The organism is Candidatus Pelagibacter sp. FZCC0015, from assembly GCF_007833635.1.
In the GTDB taxonomy this organism is placed as follows: domain Bacteria; phylum Pseudomonadota; class Alphaproteobacteria; order Pelagibacterales; family Pelagibacteraceae; genus Pelagibacter.
Genome location: NZ_CP031125.1, coordinates 780,798 through 793,699, shown reverse-complemented (window position 1 = coordinate 793,699; position 12,902 = coordinate 780,798). Strand labels below are relative to the sequence as shown.

Here is a 12,902-nt window from a genome sequence, read left to right as displayed (position 1 = left end):
TACGTTGTTTAATATATGGAAAATACTTATCAAGATTTAATTACAGATATTCAGAGTAAAAATCCTAAAATTGGTGAAAAACTAGAGGGTGGAAAAAAATTCAAAATTAAATCTGATTTTAAACCTGCTGGTGATCAGCCTGAAGCGATTAAAAAATTAGTAAATGGTGCTAACAAAGATCAATTTAATCAAGTTTTGCTTGGTGTAACGGGATCTGGAAAAACTTTTACAATGGCTAAAGTAATTGAAGCTACTAATAGACCTGCCTTGATTTTAGCTCCAAACAAAACTCTTGCTGCTCAACTTTATGGGGAAATGAAAACCTTTTTTCCAGACAATGCTGTTGAATATTTCGTTTCATATTATGACTATTACACTCCAGAGGCTTATGTGCCGAGATCAGACACATATATAGAGAAAGAAGCCTCTATAAATGAACAAATTGATAGAATGAGGCACTCAGCAACTAGATCTCTTTTAGAAAGAGATGATGTTTTAATTGTAGCAAGTGTTTCATGTATCTATGGATTAGGTTCAGTTGAAGCGTACAGTAAAATGACGCTAACTCTTCAAAAAAATTATGACTACAACAGAGAAGAAATAATCAAATCTCTAGTTGCTCTACAATATAAAAGAAATGATCAAAATTTTTATAGAGGAACATTTAGAGCAAGAGGAGAATATTTAGAAATATTTCCTTCACATTTAGAAGATAGAGCTTGGAGACTTTGTCTATTTGGAGATAAATTAGAACAGATAGAAGAGTTTGATCCGTTAACTGGTGATAAAGTAAGAGAATTAAGTTTAGTAAAAGTTTATGCAAATAGTCACTACATCACTCCTAAGCCTACAATCGAACAAGCAGTAATTAATATAAAAAAAGAATTAGAAGTAACTTTAAAGAAACATCGTGCTGAAAATAAATTATTAGAAGCACAGAGATTAGAAGAAAGAACTAAATTTGATCTTGAAATGATTGAAGCCACAGGTTCTTGTGCTGGTATTGAAAACTATTCAAGGTTTTTGTCAGGAAGAAAACCAGGAGAGCCTCCTCCCACTCTTTTTGAATACTTTCCAGATAACACTTTAATATTTGTAGATGAGTGTCACGTTACAGTACCTCAGCTTAATGGAATGTATAAAGGTGATAGATCAAGAAAAAGCACTTTAGCAGAATACGGATTCAGACTTCCTTCGTGTATGGATAATAGACCATTAAAATTTGAAGAATGGGATTTAATGAGAACTCAAACTGTATTTGTTTCCGCAACTCCTGGGCCATGGGAACTAGAACAAACAAAAGGTCAGTTTATAGACCAGGTAATTAGACCAACAGGATTAATTGATCCTCCTGTAGAAATAAGACCTGCAAAAAATCAAGTGGATGATTTAATGCATGAATGTAAAAGAGTTATAGAAAATAATCATAGAGTATTAGTAACAACACTCACTAAAAAAATGGCTGAAGATTTAACGGAATATCTTCATGAGAACGGTATAAAGGTAAGGTACCTCCACTCAGATATTGATACATTAGAAAGAATTGAAATCATGAGAGATCTAAGAATGGGTGTATTTGATGTTTTAGTTGGAATTAACTTATTAAGGGAGGGATTAGATATTCCTGAATGTGCTTTAGTTGGAATTTTAGATGCTGATAAAGAAGGTTTTTTAAGATCTGAAACATCTTTAATTCAAACTATAGGAAGAGCAGCTAGAAATGTTGATGGTAAAGTAGTTTTATATGCAGACAAGGAGACGAAAAGTATAAAAAAAGCAATTGCAGAAACTGATCGAAGAAGAAAAATTCAGTTAGCTTACAATAAGAAACACAAGATAGATGCAAAATCGGTAAAAAAAGAAATCAGTGACATTCTAGAAAGTGTTTATGAAAAAGACTACGTTAAAGTAAGCGAAGGGTCTAATGTCGGAGGAAATCTTAAAAAACACCTTAAAGCCCTAGATAAAAAAATGAAAGAGTCAGCATCTAATTTAGAGTTTGAAGAAGCTGCTAAAATACGAGATGAGATAAGAAAATTAGAAAGCACTGAATTAGAAATTACATTAAATCCAAAAATAAGGCAGTATGACGTAAAAAATAAGCTTTATCCAAAAGGTAGATCAACTATGGGTATGCCAGGAACTAAAGTTACAAAAAAAAGAGATAAGAAATGGAAGCACGGAAAATAATTATTACTGGTGGAGCTACTCGAATGGGTGCTGCAATTGCAAGAAAGTTATCTGGTCCAAATATTGAAATCTTAATCCATTATAATAAATCAAAATTAAAAGCAGAAAAATTAAAAAAAGAGTTATCTAGTAAAGGCACAAAAGTATACTTAGTTAAAGGTGATTTAAGCAAAGAAACTGATATAAAAAAAATAATTAAATTTGCAAAATCAAAACTAAAAAATTTTGATTGTCTTGTTAACAATGCCTCCTTATTTGAAAATGATAAATTGGAAAATTTTTCATTGGATAGTTGGAGTAAGCATTTAAGAACCAATTTAAGAGCGCCTGCACTATTGACGAAAGAATTTGCTAAAAATGTTAAAGGCAAAAATAATAATATTATAAATATTATTGATCAAAGAGTGTTCAAATTAACTCCTTACTTTTTTTCATACACTCTTAGCAAAACTGGTTTGTATACTTTAACAAAAACTAGCGCTATGAGTTTAGCTCCAAATATAAGAGTAAACGCAATTGCACCTGGACCCACTATAAAAAATCAAAGACAGTCTGAAAAACATTTCAAAAAGCAATATTTAGCAACACCTCTTAAAAGACAAGTTGATGTGGAACAAATATGTAATGCTGTTGACTTTTTTATTAAAAATATATCTATTACTGGTCAAGTTTTGGCTATTGATAGTGGTCAAAATCTTAACTGGCAAACACCAGATGTAATGGGTAAAGAATGAAAAAGAACAATTTAAAAATTGTTAAAATAGATAAAAATAAAAGCTTATTTAATTATGAGAAAAAAATCCTAATTAACGAATTAATCTTGGATTTAAAACTTGGTTATTACGATTTTGAAAAAGAAAAACCACAAAAAGTTAAATTTAGTCTTGAAATAGACTATGAAGACAAAAAACCTTCAAGCGATAAAGATATCAAATCCATTGTTAATTATGGAACTATAGTAAAATTAATTACGAAACTTGTAAAAAAGAAACATTATAATTTCCTAGAAACTTTAGCAGAAGCTGTTTTTGACGAATTATTTAAAGACAAAAGGATTGCTAAAATAATGTTGAAAATTGAAAAATTAGAAATTTTAAAACAGTGTTCATCTGTTGGTATTCAAATTACCAAAAAGAGAAGCCATGATAAGCTCTGAAATAGGAAAAGAAGTAATTAAAAAAGAGCTACCTCTAGTCCCAAAACTTCCAGGCGTATACAGAATGCTTAATGAAAAGAATGAAATTCTTTATGTGGGTAAAGCAAAAAATTTACCAAATAGATTAAAGAGTTATGTTTCAGAAAAAAATCATATAATTAGAACTGAACGAATGTTGTCTCAAACAAGAAAATTAGAGATAACAACAACATCTAATGAAAGTGAAGCTTTACTACTAGAAGCAAATTTAATTAAAAAACATAAACCAAAATTTAATATCCTTTTACGTGATGATAAGTCATTTCCATTTATATTTATTGGTAATAAAGATAAATGGCCTCAAATAAAAAGACATAGAGGAAAAAAAACAAAAGAAGGTTTTTACTTTGGACCTTTTGCCTCTGCTGGTTCAGCTAATTGGACAATTAAAATGATACAAAAAATTTTTCATTTAAGAGTTTGTGATGACACCGTTTTCAAAAACAGAGAAAGACCTTGTATTTTATATCAAATAAAAAGATGTTCTGGACCTTGTGTAGGATATGTAAAAAAAGAGGAATACAATCAAACAGTAGAAGATGCTATTGAATTTGTTTCAGGCAAATCTAGGAAAATTCAAAAAAATCTTTCTAACCAAATGGAAAAGGCAAGTGAGGATCTTGATTTTGAAAAAGCTGTAATTTTAAGAGATAGAATTAAAGCATTAAACATAATTCAATCTTCACAGAGAATTAATGAAGCAAACTTAGTTGAGGCAGATGTTATTGCTGGATATAAAGAATCTGGAAAAACTTGTATTCAAGTATTTTTTTATAGATCAAAACAAAATTGGGGCAATCAAGCTTTTTTCCCAAAACACGATCCAGATGAAAAGTTTAGTGAAATCCTTAATTCATTTGTTTCTCAATTTTATGAAAATAAAAGTGTTCCTTCATCAGTTATCCTTTCAGAAGAAATAAAGGAAAAAGTACTAATTGAAAAAACACTGACACAAAAAGAAGGTAAACAAATAAATATTTCAGTTGCGAAAAAAGGATCAAAACTAAAAGTAATTAATCAAGCAATTAAAAACGCAAAGGATAGTCTAAATAGAAAACTTTATGAAAGTCAGAACAATAAAGAATTGTTTGATGCAGTGGCTAAAAAATTTAATTTAGAAACCAATATAAACTTAATCGAGGTTTATGATAATAGTCATATTCAAGGCACAAATAGTGTTGGCGCTTTAATAGCCTACGGCGATGAAGGATTTATCAAAAAAAGATATAGAAAATTTAATATTAAGCATAAAAAAAATGAGCAAGACGACTATGGAATGATGAGAGAGGTATTAAATAGAAGGTTCAAAAGAGCAGTTCAAGAAAAAGATAATTACCTTACTTTTCCTGATTTGGTTCTAGTAGATGGGGGGAAAGGTCAATATTCAGTCGCTAGAGAGAGCCTTAATGAATTAGGACTTCACGACATTCCAATTATTGCAATAGCAAAAGGTAAATTTAGAAATAGTGGAAATGAAACTTTTTTTCACAATGGCAAAGAATATAAATTCACTAGAAATGACCCTACTCTATTTTTTCTTCAAAGAATAAGAGATGAATCACATAGATTTGCTATAAGCGCTCATAGAGCAAAGAGAAAAAAAGGTATAAGCAAATCTCTGTTAGATCAAATAGAGGGGATTGGGACTATAAGAAAAAGAGCTTTATTGAACCATTTTGGATCTGCAAGATCAGTTGAGTCTGCTAGCTTAGATGAAATAAAATCTGTAGAAGGTGTTGAAGAAAAAGTAGCAAAAAAGATATATAACTTTTTCCACGAATAATTATGCTAAAAAAAATTCCAAACATATTAACGATAGGGCGAATAATAATTGTTCCTTTTTTTGTTTTAGCTTTTTATCTTCCAGGATTTTATGGTGATCTTACTGCTTTAATATTATTTATTATTGCATCATTTACAGACTTCTTGGATGGTATGTTGGCTAGAATGTTTGGAGTAGAGTCAAAACTGGGTGAATTATTAGATCCTATAGCTGATAAAATCATTGTTGCTACAGCATTAATACTTTTGGTTATGGATGGGACAATCAGAAATTATGAAGTAATTGCAGCAATAATAATTCTTACAAGAGAAATTTTAATTTCAGGTTTGAGAGAATTTTTAGCAAAGGGAAAAATAAAACTTCCTGTTTCAAACCTTGCTAAACTTAAAACAGTATTACAAATGGTATCAATTGCTCTTTTATTGTCTGGAGATACTGGAAATAAAATAATTAATTTCCAAGATTATAATGCTCAAACTATAGGTATAATTCTTTTGTGGTTATCGGCTGCTTTAACACTTTTTACTGCATATGATTATATGCGAAAAGGTATTGATCATGCTATGTCTGAAGACAGTAAAGATTAGGCTGCTTTTTTCTTCCTAACTAATGCCTGATAACTTTCATTCAAATCAATAATAATATCACAAACTTTAAATTGATTTTCAGCAATACAAGAAACTGGTGTTACCTCTGCTGCTGTTCCTGTTAAAAAACATCCAACAAAATTAGGTAATTCAGTTGGACTAATTTTTCTCTCATGTACTTTTATATTTTTTGATTTTGCAATTCCAATTACTGTTCTTCTTGTAATACCATCTAAAAAAGAATCTGGTATTGGAGTGTGAATTTCTCCATTTTTATCTTTGAAAAAAATATTTGCTCCAGTTGCTTCAGCAATATTCCCTTCATGATCAAGCATTAAAGAATCTGTATATCCTTGCTTTTCTGCCTCATGTTTTGAGAGTGTACAAATCATGTAAAGACCTGACGCCTTTGTATCCCACGGTATTGTATTAGGTGCTGGTCTTCTCCAATTTGAAATATTTAATCTTATTCCTTCTACTTTAAGTTTAGGATCAAAATATGATCCCCATTCCCATGTTGCAATCGCAACATGTATTTTTGTTTGTTGCGCAGAAATAGCCATCATCTCACTACCTCTCCAAGCAACAGGTCTTACATAACCATTTTCTACTTTTTGGGTTGCTATAATTTTATTGGATGCATTATTGATTTCTTCTTCTGTATATGGAATTTCAAAACCCATTCTTCTTGCAGAATGAAAAAATCTAGCTGTGTGCTCTTCTAATTTGAAAATTGAACCATCATAAACTCTCTCACCCTCAAATACACAACTAGCGTAGTGCATACCATGGCTTAAAACATGTAGTTTAACGTCAGCCCAATCAACTAATTCGTTGTTGTACCATATTTTTCCAGATCGCTTATCGTAAGGTATCATGTGTGAAAATTTTTTTAATTTATAAATGAAAAATATCTTTGTATCTTTAATATGTCAATATAACTTACCTATTATGAAAGAACTTTTATATTTAAAAGATGACCAACTTAAAGATCTAATTGAAAAACTATTCGTAAGCTATAGAGAAACCTTTTCTGACTCTAAAAAAATATTAGATAGATATTCAATTGGTTTAGCACACCATAAAGTAATTCATTTACTGTCAATGTATGAAGGGATCTCAATTTCTGAGCTGCTTAAGAGATTAAAAGTAACAAAACAAAGCTTAAATCGTGTTCTCAAAGATTTGATTAAACTTGAAATCGTCATTTTTAAAAAAGATGACCAAGATACTAGAGTAAAGCATGTTTTTCTTAATGATAAAGGTAAAAAAATTTTTAATGAAATTTTCAATTTACAAAAAAAGAGAATTTATAATGCTTTATTAAATTCAAGTTCTGAAGAGGTTATTAATTTTGATAATGTACTAAGTAAAATAATTAATGGATAAGTTTATTGCACATATACTAGTGGTTGATGATGATGATGGAATTAGATCTCTTGTAAAAAAGTATTTAAATGAAAATAAATTTTTAGTCACTACTGCTGAAAATGCAGAAAATGCATCAGAGAAAATAAAAATAATTAAGTTTGATTTAATAGTTTTGGATATCATGATGCCTGGTAAAAGTGGGCTTGAATTTTTAAAAGAGAATAAAAAAAAATTAGATACACCAGTTATACTTCTCACTGCCAAAGGTGAAGCAAGTGAAAGAGTTGAAGGCTTAGAGATTGGTGCTGATGATTATTTACCGAAACCATTTGAACCAAAAGAATTAATTCTAAGAATACAGAACATATTAAATAAAACTATCAAAACAGATCAGAAAAGGGTGATAGAATTTGCAAATGTAAAAATTGATTTGAATAAACTTTTAATATTTAAAAGTGATAAAGAATTTAAGATTAATGCAACGGAAAAAACTATTTTAGAAAAAATGATTAATAACCCAGGCAAAACATTTTCTAGGGAAGATATTGGTCAATTAATCAATTTAGATAAAGAGAGATCAATAGATGTTATTATTACTCGGCTTAGAAAAAAAATTGAAATTGATCCAAAAAATCCAAAATTTTTGCAAACAATAAGAGGTGCGGGATATGTTCTCTGGATTGAGTGATTACTTTAAAAAAATATTACCAAAAAGATTATTTTATAGAGCACTTCTTATAGTTGCTATTCCAGTTTTGGTTTTGCAACTAGTAATTACAATTGTTTTTTTTGATAGCCTTTGGATCAAAACAAACAAAGGTATGACAAGAACCTTGGTAAATGAAATTAGTACATTTATTGAAGGCTATGGAAGTGAGCAAGAAAATAAACAAGAGTTGCTAGATCTTTTTTCCATATTTTTAGATTTAAATATTGAGTTTACCAATAACGAAAAATTACAAAATACAGATACTGAAAGATGGTTTAGTCCTATAGATAGAACTTTAAGAAGAGAACTAAAATCTAAATTTGGATTAAATGAATACTGGTTTGATACAACAAGTTATAAAGAATTAATTGATTTAAGAATTAAATACAAAGATGGTTATTTTAAATTTTTAGTGCCCAAAGATAGGGTTGCAAGTTCTTCAGCAAGAATATTTGCACTTTGGATCACAGTACCTGCAATTATAATGGTGATCATTTCTCTAATATTTTTAAAAAATCAAACTAGACCAATCACAAACCTAGCTCGCGCGGCTGAAAGGTTTGGTAAAGGAGAAAATATTGAAGAGTTCAAACCTTCTGGAGCCCTTGAAATAAGACAAGCAGGACATGAATTTGATAAAATGAGAAAGAGAATTGAAAGACACATAAATCAAAGAACAGAAATGTTATCTGGAATAAGTCATGACTTAAGAACACCTTTAACAAGGATGAAACTACAATTAGCTTTCATAAAAGATAAAGAAACTGTTAATAAATTGACTGAAGACATCAATGAAATGGAGAAAATGTTAAATGAATATTTACAATTTACCAGCTCATCATATGTTGAAAAAGATGAAATGTTTAATCTATCTGAATTAATTTCAGAAGTTATTGAAAAATATAATAATGAAAACATTTCACAAAACTTAACACCAAGAATTTACTTTAATGGCAGGAAAAATTTAATTAATAGATGTCTAAATAATCTAATTGATAATTCACTGAAATATGCGAATAAAGTTGAAATTAGCTTAAGTAAAAAAAATACTAACTTATTCATTATTATTGATGATGATGGTCCTGGAATACCAAAAAATGAGTATGAAAATGTATTTAAACCCTTCTATAAAATAGATAAGGGTCGAGCAGACTCAAAATCAAGTGTTGGTCTTGGTTTATCAATTTCATCGGACATTATCAAATCTCATGGAGGAAATATAATGTTGGAAAAATCAAAAATGAATGGTTTAAGGGTTAAGGTTTTCTTGCCTGTTTAACTTTTTTACTTTTTTTTTTCTTAAGTTTATTTATTTTATTTTCAAGATTCTCAACACGTTTTGAGAGTACTTCAAATTCATCTTTACTTGTAAGTTTCATTTTAAAAACAAACTCATCTCTTTTAGATTTTAAGATATTAAATAATTCAGTAGTTAAGTCTTTTGAAGATACTAGTCCCTGCTCTATTAATTTAGCAAACTTATCAATTATAAATTTAGAATTTTTCATATTTAAGATATACTTTATAAGTATTATTAAAAATGTTCATTAATAATTTTGACCCAGTAGCCTTAGAAATATTTTCTTTAGAAATCAGGTGGTATTCTTTAGCTTATATATTTGGAATTATATTAGGCTGGATTCTCGCTAAAAAATTATTTATCCAAGACATAGAAGTTAAAAATAAATTTGATGATTATTTAACTTATTTAATTATAGGTATAATTTTAGGGGGAAGACTTGGTTATATTTTAATTTATAATTTAAGTTTTTATATAAATAATCCATTAGATATATTTAAAATTTGGCAAGGAGGAATGTCCTTCCATGGTGGGTTAATTGGAGTTATTTTCGCATCTATATTTTTCGCTAGAAAAAATAATCAAAACCCATTCTTATATTTAGATATTGTTGCTTTAGTAGCTCCAGTCGGATTATTTTTTGGACGAATAGCAAACTTTATAAATTCAGAGTTGTATGGAACTATAACTAATGTACCCTGGGCAGTAACATTTGTTCAGGTAGATAATTTTCCTAGGCATCCATCGCAATTATATGAAGCACTATTAGAGGGTTTATTTTTATTTTTATTATTAATTTATTTTAAAAATAAATTTTCAAACAAACCTGGTGTTATTTCAGGATTATTTTTAATAATTTACTCAATTTTCAGATTTATTATTGAATTTTACAGAGTACCAGATGAACAACTTGGTTATATACTTTTAAACTTAACGATGGGGCAAGTAGTAAGTTTAATATTTATAATATCAGGAGTAATCTTATTTTATTTAAAATATGAAACTCGCTAAAAAAAATAATTTACCATTAGATCAATTTATAAATTTTGCTCTTTACGATAAGGACAAAGGTTTTTATATGAAAAAAAATCCTTTTGGTGAAGATGGAGACTTTATTACTGCTCCCAATGTCACAAGATTATTTTCGGAGATTATTGCAATTTGGACGATTACTTTTTGGAAAAGCATTGGCTCTCCAAAAAAATTTAATTTGCTAGAACTGGGAGCTGGAAATGGTGAAATGATGAAAGTTATAGATGAGACACTTATAAATTTTCCCGAGTGTTACAATGCTTGCAGTTTTGTAATTCATGAAAAAAGTGATTTTTTATTAAGTGAACAAAAAAAAAATTTAAATTCTAAAAAATTTTTATGGTTAAAAAACATTGAAAAAATAAACTCAAACCCAACAATTTTTTTAGCTAATGAATTTTTTGACGCCATACCGATCAAACAATTTTTTAAAAAAAAAGATTGCTGGTTTGAAAGATTTGTGAATTTGCGTGATCCAAACAAAGCTGAATTTAAAGAAGAAAAAATTGATATAGAAACAATTGAAAAAGATCTTAATTTCGAAATATCAAAGGATCAGAGCGTTATAGAATATTCGCCAGATACATTTAAATATTTAAGAATAATTTGTGACTTAATACAAAAAAATGATGGAGGAATGTTAGTTATTGATTATGGTTATGCAGATAGCAAAATGTATGAAACTCTTCAGGCAGTAAATAATCACAAATATTCTAACGTTTTAGAAAATATTGGAGACTCTGATATTACTTACAATATAAACTTTCGTTCCTTTGAAAAATTTATTAATCAGTTTAAAGAAGTTAATTCAATTTTTACAAATCAAAAAAAATTTTTGACAAATATGGGTATTCTTCAAAGAGCAGAAATAATCAGCAAAAATATGGCATTTTCTAAAAAAGCAGATTTATTTTACCGAGTAAGACGTTTAATAGATGAAAATCAAATGGGTGAATTGTTCAAAGTCATGCTTGTAAAAAATAGGAGAAACAATTTTAAGACAGGTTTTCAAAATTGATAAAATCAAAAAAACTTTCGAAAATAAAAATAATTAAACATGGTTTTTTTAATAAAACTGGTGGTAAATCAAAAAAAATTTATAAAAGTTTAAACTGTGGTCCTGGTTCTAAAGATAATCCCTCAGATGTTAAAAAAAATTTACAAATAGTTAAAAAAAAAATAAAAAGCACCGCTAAAAGTATTTTTTTACTTCATCAAATACATAGTAATAAGTTTGTTTATATTAATAAAAAAAATAAATTTAGATCAAAACCAAAAGCAGACGCAGTAATTACAAACCAAAAAAACATACCAATTGGTGTTTTAACTGCTGACTGTGTGCCGATTTTAATCTGTGATGAAAGAATAAAATTAGTTGCAGCAATTCATGCAGGATGGAAAGGTGCATACAAAGATATAATTAGCAAAGTAATCCAATTTATGATCAAAAAAGGATCTGATCCTAAAAATATTACTGCAGCTATTGGACCTGCTATCTCAGCTAAAAATTATGAGGTCAAAGAAGATTTTAAAAGAAAATTTATTAAAAAGGATAAAAAAAATAATAATTTTTTTAAAATTAAGTACAAAAAGCTTTATTTTGATTTGCCTAAATATGTAAAATCATGTCTTTTAAAGAATAAAATAAAAAATATTGAGTCTCTAAATATTGATACATTTAATGTTAAAAATAATTTTTTTAGTGCGAGAAGAGCGTTAAGACTAAATCATGATGATTATGGTAGAAATATTTCAATAATTATGCTTAATTAGGGTCTTTTAATGAAATTATTATCCGGAAATAGCAACAAACCATTAAGCAAGAATATTGCAAAATATCTAAAATCTAAATTGGTTAACTCTAGTATTAGAAAGTTTTCAGATGGTGAAATCTATGTTGAAATTAATGAAAATATAAGAGGAAACAGTATTTTTATAATTCAATCTGTATCTTCACCTGCTAATGATAATTTGATGGAACTTTTGTTGTGTATTGATGCACTAAAAAGATCTTCTGCAAAAAATATAACTGCAGTAATTCCATATTTTGGCTATGCTAGACAGGACAGAAAAGTAGTACCAAGAACTTCAATTTCTGCAAAATTAGTATCAAACTTAATTACAAAAGCGGGTGCAGACAGGGTAGTTACTGTTGATTTGCATGCAGGTCAAATTCAAGGTTTTTTTGATATCCCAGTGGATAACTTGTTTGCAACACCTATTTTTGCAAGGCATGTAAAAAAAAAGATAAAAAGTAAAAACTTAATTTGTGTTGCTCCAGATGTGGGTGGAACTGAAAGAGCAAGAGCGCTTGGAAAATTAATAAATGTTGGATTAGCAATTGTAGATAAAAGAAGACCAAAACCAGGTCAGTCTCAAGTCATGAATGTAATTGGAGATGTCAAAGGTAAAACTTGTATAATTGTTGATGATATAATCGATTCAGGTGGAACAATAGTAAATGCAGCTAAAGCTCTTAAAGATAGAGGCGCTAAAGAAGTTTATGTTTATATAACCCATGGTGTACTTAGTGGTGAAGCGGTAAAAAAAATTAAAAATTCTGTAATTAAGAATTTAGTGATAACTGATACAATCGATAACATGAGTAGAACTAAAGGTGTTAAAAACATTGAGGTTCTGTCAATTTCAGGGCTTATGGGAGAAGCAATTAAAAGAATATCTAATTCAACCTCAGTATCAGATTTATTCAAATAAATACCTTGAGTTATTAAGGA

14 protein-coding genes are annotated in these 12,902 nt (G+C 28.5%); 12 read left to right on the top strand and 2 right to left on the bottom strand.

Annotated elements, in window-relative coordinates; translation table 11 throughout:
* Window positions 1-15: 15 nt before the first annotated feature.
* From uvrB to pgsA, 5 genes are read left to right on the top strand one after another with little or no spacing between them, the layout of a single operon-like run.
* Window positions 16-2,190 carry an excinuclease ABC subunit UvrB gene (gene uvrB, locus DT059_RS04185; RefSeq protein WP_145597018.1) on the top strand — a complete coding sequence of 725 codons (2,175 nt, stop codon included), beginning with the start codon at window positions 16-18 and terminating at the stop codon, window positions 2,188-2,190.
* A complete protein-coding gene (locus tag DT059_RS04180; RefSeq protein ID WP_145597016.1) occupies window positions 2,172-2,924 on the top strand; it encodes an SDR family oxidoreductase in 753 nt (250 codons plus the stop codon). The genes uvrB and DT059_RS04180 overlap by 19 nt, the downstream gene beginning before the upstream one ends.
* On the top strand, window positions 2,921-3,346 hold the full coding sequence (locus tag DT059_RS04175) for a dihydroneopterin aldolase (RefSeq protein ID WP_023854815.1): 426 nt from the start codon (window positions 2,921-2,923) through the stop codon (window positions 3,344-3,346). The genes DT059_RS04180 and DT059_RS04175 overlap by 4 nt, the downstream gene beginning before the upstream one ends.
* Window positions 3,333-5,168: an excinuclease ABC subunit UvrC gene (gene uvrC / locus DT059_RS04170; RefSeq protein WP_145597014.1), complete on the top strand. Its 1,836-nt coding sequence runs from the start codon at window positions 3,333-3,335 to the stop codon at window positions 5,166-5,168. The genes DT059_RS04175 and uvrC overlap by 14 nt, the downstream gene beginning before the upstream one ends.
* Window positions 5,169-5,170: 2 nt before the next feature.
* Entirely contained in the window at window positions 5,171-5,755 is a 585-nt protein-coding gene (pgsA, locus tag DT059_RS04165; protein WP_023854813.1) for a CDP-diacylglycerol--glycerol-3-phosphate 3-phosphatidyltransferase, read from the top strand.
* Here pgsA and DT059_RS04160 read toward each other — a convergent pair.
* Window positions 5,752-6,633 carry a branched-chain amino acid aminotransferase gene (locus DT059_RS04160; protein WP_145597012.1) on the bottom strand — a complete coding sequence of 294 codons (882 nt, stop codon included), beginning with the start codon at window positions 6,631-6,633 and terminating at the stop codon, window positions 5,752-5,754. The two genes, pgsA and DT059_RS04160, sit on opposite strands and share 4 nt — an antisense overlap.
* Window positions 6,634-6,706: 73 nt before the next feature.
* On the opposite strand from DT059_RS04160, the gene DT059_RS04155 reads away from it, so the two are divergent.
* The 3 genes from DT059_RS04155 to DT059_RS04145 are packed head-to-tail and all read left to right on the top strand — an operon-like array spanning window position 6,707 to window position 9,114.
* Window positions 6,707-7,144: a MarR family winged helix-turn-helix transcriptional regulator gene (locus DT059_RS04155; RefSeq protein WP_023854811.1), complete on the top strand. Its 438-nt coding sequence runs from the start codon at window positions 6,707-6,709 to the stop codon at window positions 7,142-7,144.
* Window positions 7,137-7,814 carry a response regulator gene (locus DT059_RS04150; protein WP_075504719.1) on the top strand — a complete coding sequence of 226 codons (678 nt, stop codon included), beginning with the start codon at window positions 7,137-7,139 and terminating at the stop codon, window positions 7,812-7,814. Before DT059_RS04155 ends, DT059_RS04150 begins: the two co-directional genes overlap by 8 nt.
* Window positions 7,795-9,114, top strand: coding sequence for an ATP-binding protein (locus DT059_RS04145; protein WP_145597010.1), 1,320 nt, complete (start codon window positions 7,795-7,797; stop codon window positions 9,112-9,114). Before DT059_RS04150 ends, DT059_RS04145 begins: the two co-directional genes overlap by 20 nt.
* Here the strand turns inward: DT059_RS04145 and DT059_RS04140 are convergent.
* On the bottom strand, window positions 9,092-9,343 hold the full coding sequence (locus DT059_RS04140; protein WP_145597008.1) for a hypothetical protein: 252 nt from the start codon (window positions 9,341-9,343) through the stop codon (window positions 9,092-9,094). The two genes, DT059_RS04145 and DT059_RS04140, sit on opposite strands and share 23 nt — an antisense overlap.
* A gap of 32 nt (window positions 9,344-9,375) precedes the next feature.
* Between DT059_RS04140 and lgt the strand changes: the two genes are divergently transcribed.
* The 4 genes from lgt to DT059_RS04120 are packed head-to-tail and all read left to right on the top strand — an operon-like array spanning window position 9,376 to window position 12,882.
* A complete protein-coding gene (lgt, locus tag DT059_RS04135) occupies window positions 9,376-10,146 on the top strand; it encodes a prolipoprotein diacylglyceryl transferase (RefSeq protein WP_145597006.1) in 771 nt (256 codons plus the stop codon).
* Window positions 10,133-11,185 (top strand): SAM-dependent methyltransferase, encoded by a 1,053-nt coding sequence (locus tag DT059_RS04130; protein ID WP_240704583.1) that lies wholly within the window; start codon window positions 10,133-10,135, stop codon window positions 11,183-11,185. Before lgt ends, DT059_RS04130 begins: the two co-directional genes overlap by 14 nt.
* A complete protein-coding gene (gene pgeF / locus DT059_RS04125; RefSeq protein WP_145597004.1) occupies window positions 11,182-11,940 on the top strand; it encodes a peptidoglycan editing factor PgeF in 759 nt (252 codons plus the stop codon). The genes DT059_RS04130 and pgeF overlap by 4 nt, the downstream gene beginning before the upstream one ends.
* A 9-nt stretch (window positions 11,941-11,949) precedes the next feature.
* Window positions 11,950-12,882, top strand: coding sequence for a ribose-phosphate pyrophosphokinase (locus tag DT059_RS04120; RefSeq protein ID WP_145597002.1), 933 nt, complete (start codon window positions 11,950-11,952; stop codon window positions 12,880-12,882).
* The last annotated feature ends 20 nt before the right edge of the window (window positions 12,883-12,902 follow it).

What these genes read in the sequence shown, in the direction of transcription:
- uvrB (WP_145597018.1), top strand. Translation starts at nt 16, where the DNA reads ATGGAAAATACTTATCAAGATTTAATTACAGATATTCAGAGTAAAAAT.
- DT059_RS04180 (WP_145597016.1), top strand. Translation starts at nt 2,172, where the DNA reads ATGGAAGCACGGAAAATAATTATTACTGGTGGAGCTACTCGAATGGGT.
- DT059_RS04175 (WP_023854815.1), top strand. Translation starts at nt 2,921, where the DNA reads ATGAAAAAGAACAATTTAAAAATTGTTAAAATAGATAAAAATAAAAGC.
- uvrC (WP_145597014.1), top strand. Translation starts at nt 3,333, where the DNA reads ATGATAAGCTCTGAAATAGGAAAAGAAGTAATTAAAAAAGAGCTACCT.
- pgsA (WP_023854813.1), top strand. Translation starts at nt 5,171, where the DNA reads ATGCTAAAAAAAATTCCAAACATATTAACGATAGGGCGAATAATAATT.
- DT059_RS04160 (WP_145597012.1), bottom strand. Translation starts at nt 6,633, where the DNA reads ATGATACCTTACGATAAGCGATCTGGAAAAATATGGTACAACAACGAA.
- DT059_RS04155 (WP_023854811.1), top strand. Translation starts at nt 6,707, where the DNA reads ATGAAAGAACTTTTATATTTAAAAGATGACCAACTTAAAGATCTAATT.
- DT059_RS04150 (WP_075504719.1), top strand. Translation starts at nt 7,137, where the DNA reads ATGGATAAGTTTATTGCACATATACTAGTGGTTGATGATGATGATGGA.
- DT059_RS04145 (WP_145597010.1), top strand. Translation starts at nt 7,795, where the DNA reads ATGTTCTCTGGATTGAGTGATTACTTTAAAAAAATATTACCAAAAAGA.
- DT059_RS04140 (WP_145597008.1), bottom strand. Translation starts at nt 9,343, where the DNA reads ATGAAAAATTCTAAATTTATAATTGATAAGTTTGCTAAATTAATAGAG.
- lgt (WP_145597006.1), top strand. Translation starts at nt 9,376, where the DNA reads ATGTTCATTAATAATTTTGACCCAGTAGCCTTAGAAATATTTTCTTTA.
- DT059_RS04130 (WP_240704583.1), top strand. Translation starts at nt 10,133, where the DNA reads ATGAAACTCGCTAAAAAAAATAATTTACCATTAGATCAATTTATAAAT.
- DT059_RS04120 (WP_145597002.1), top strand. Translation starts at nt 11,950, where the DNA reads ATGAAATTATTATCCGGAAATAGCAACAAACCATTAAGCAAGAATATT.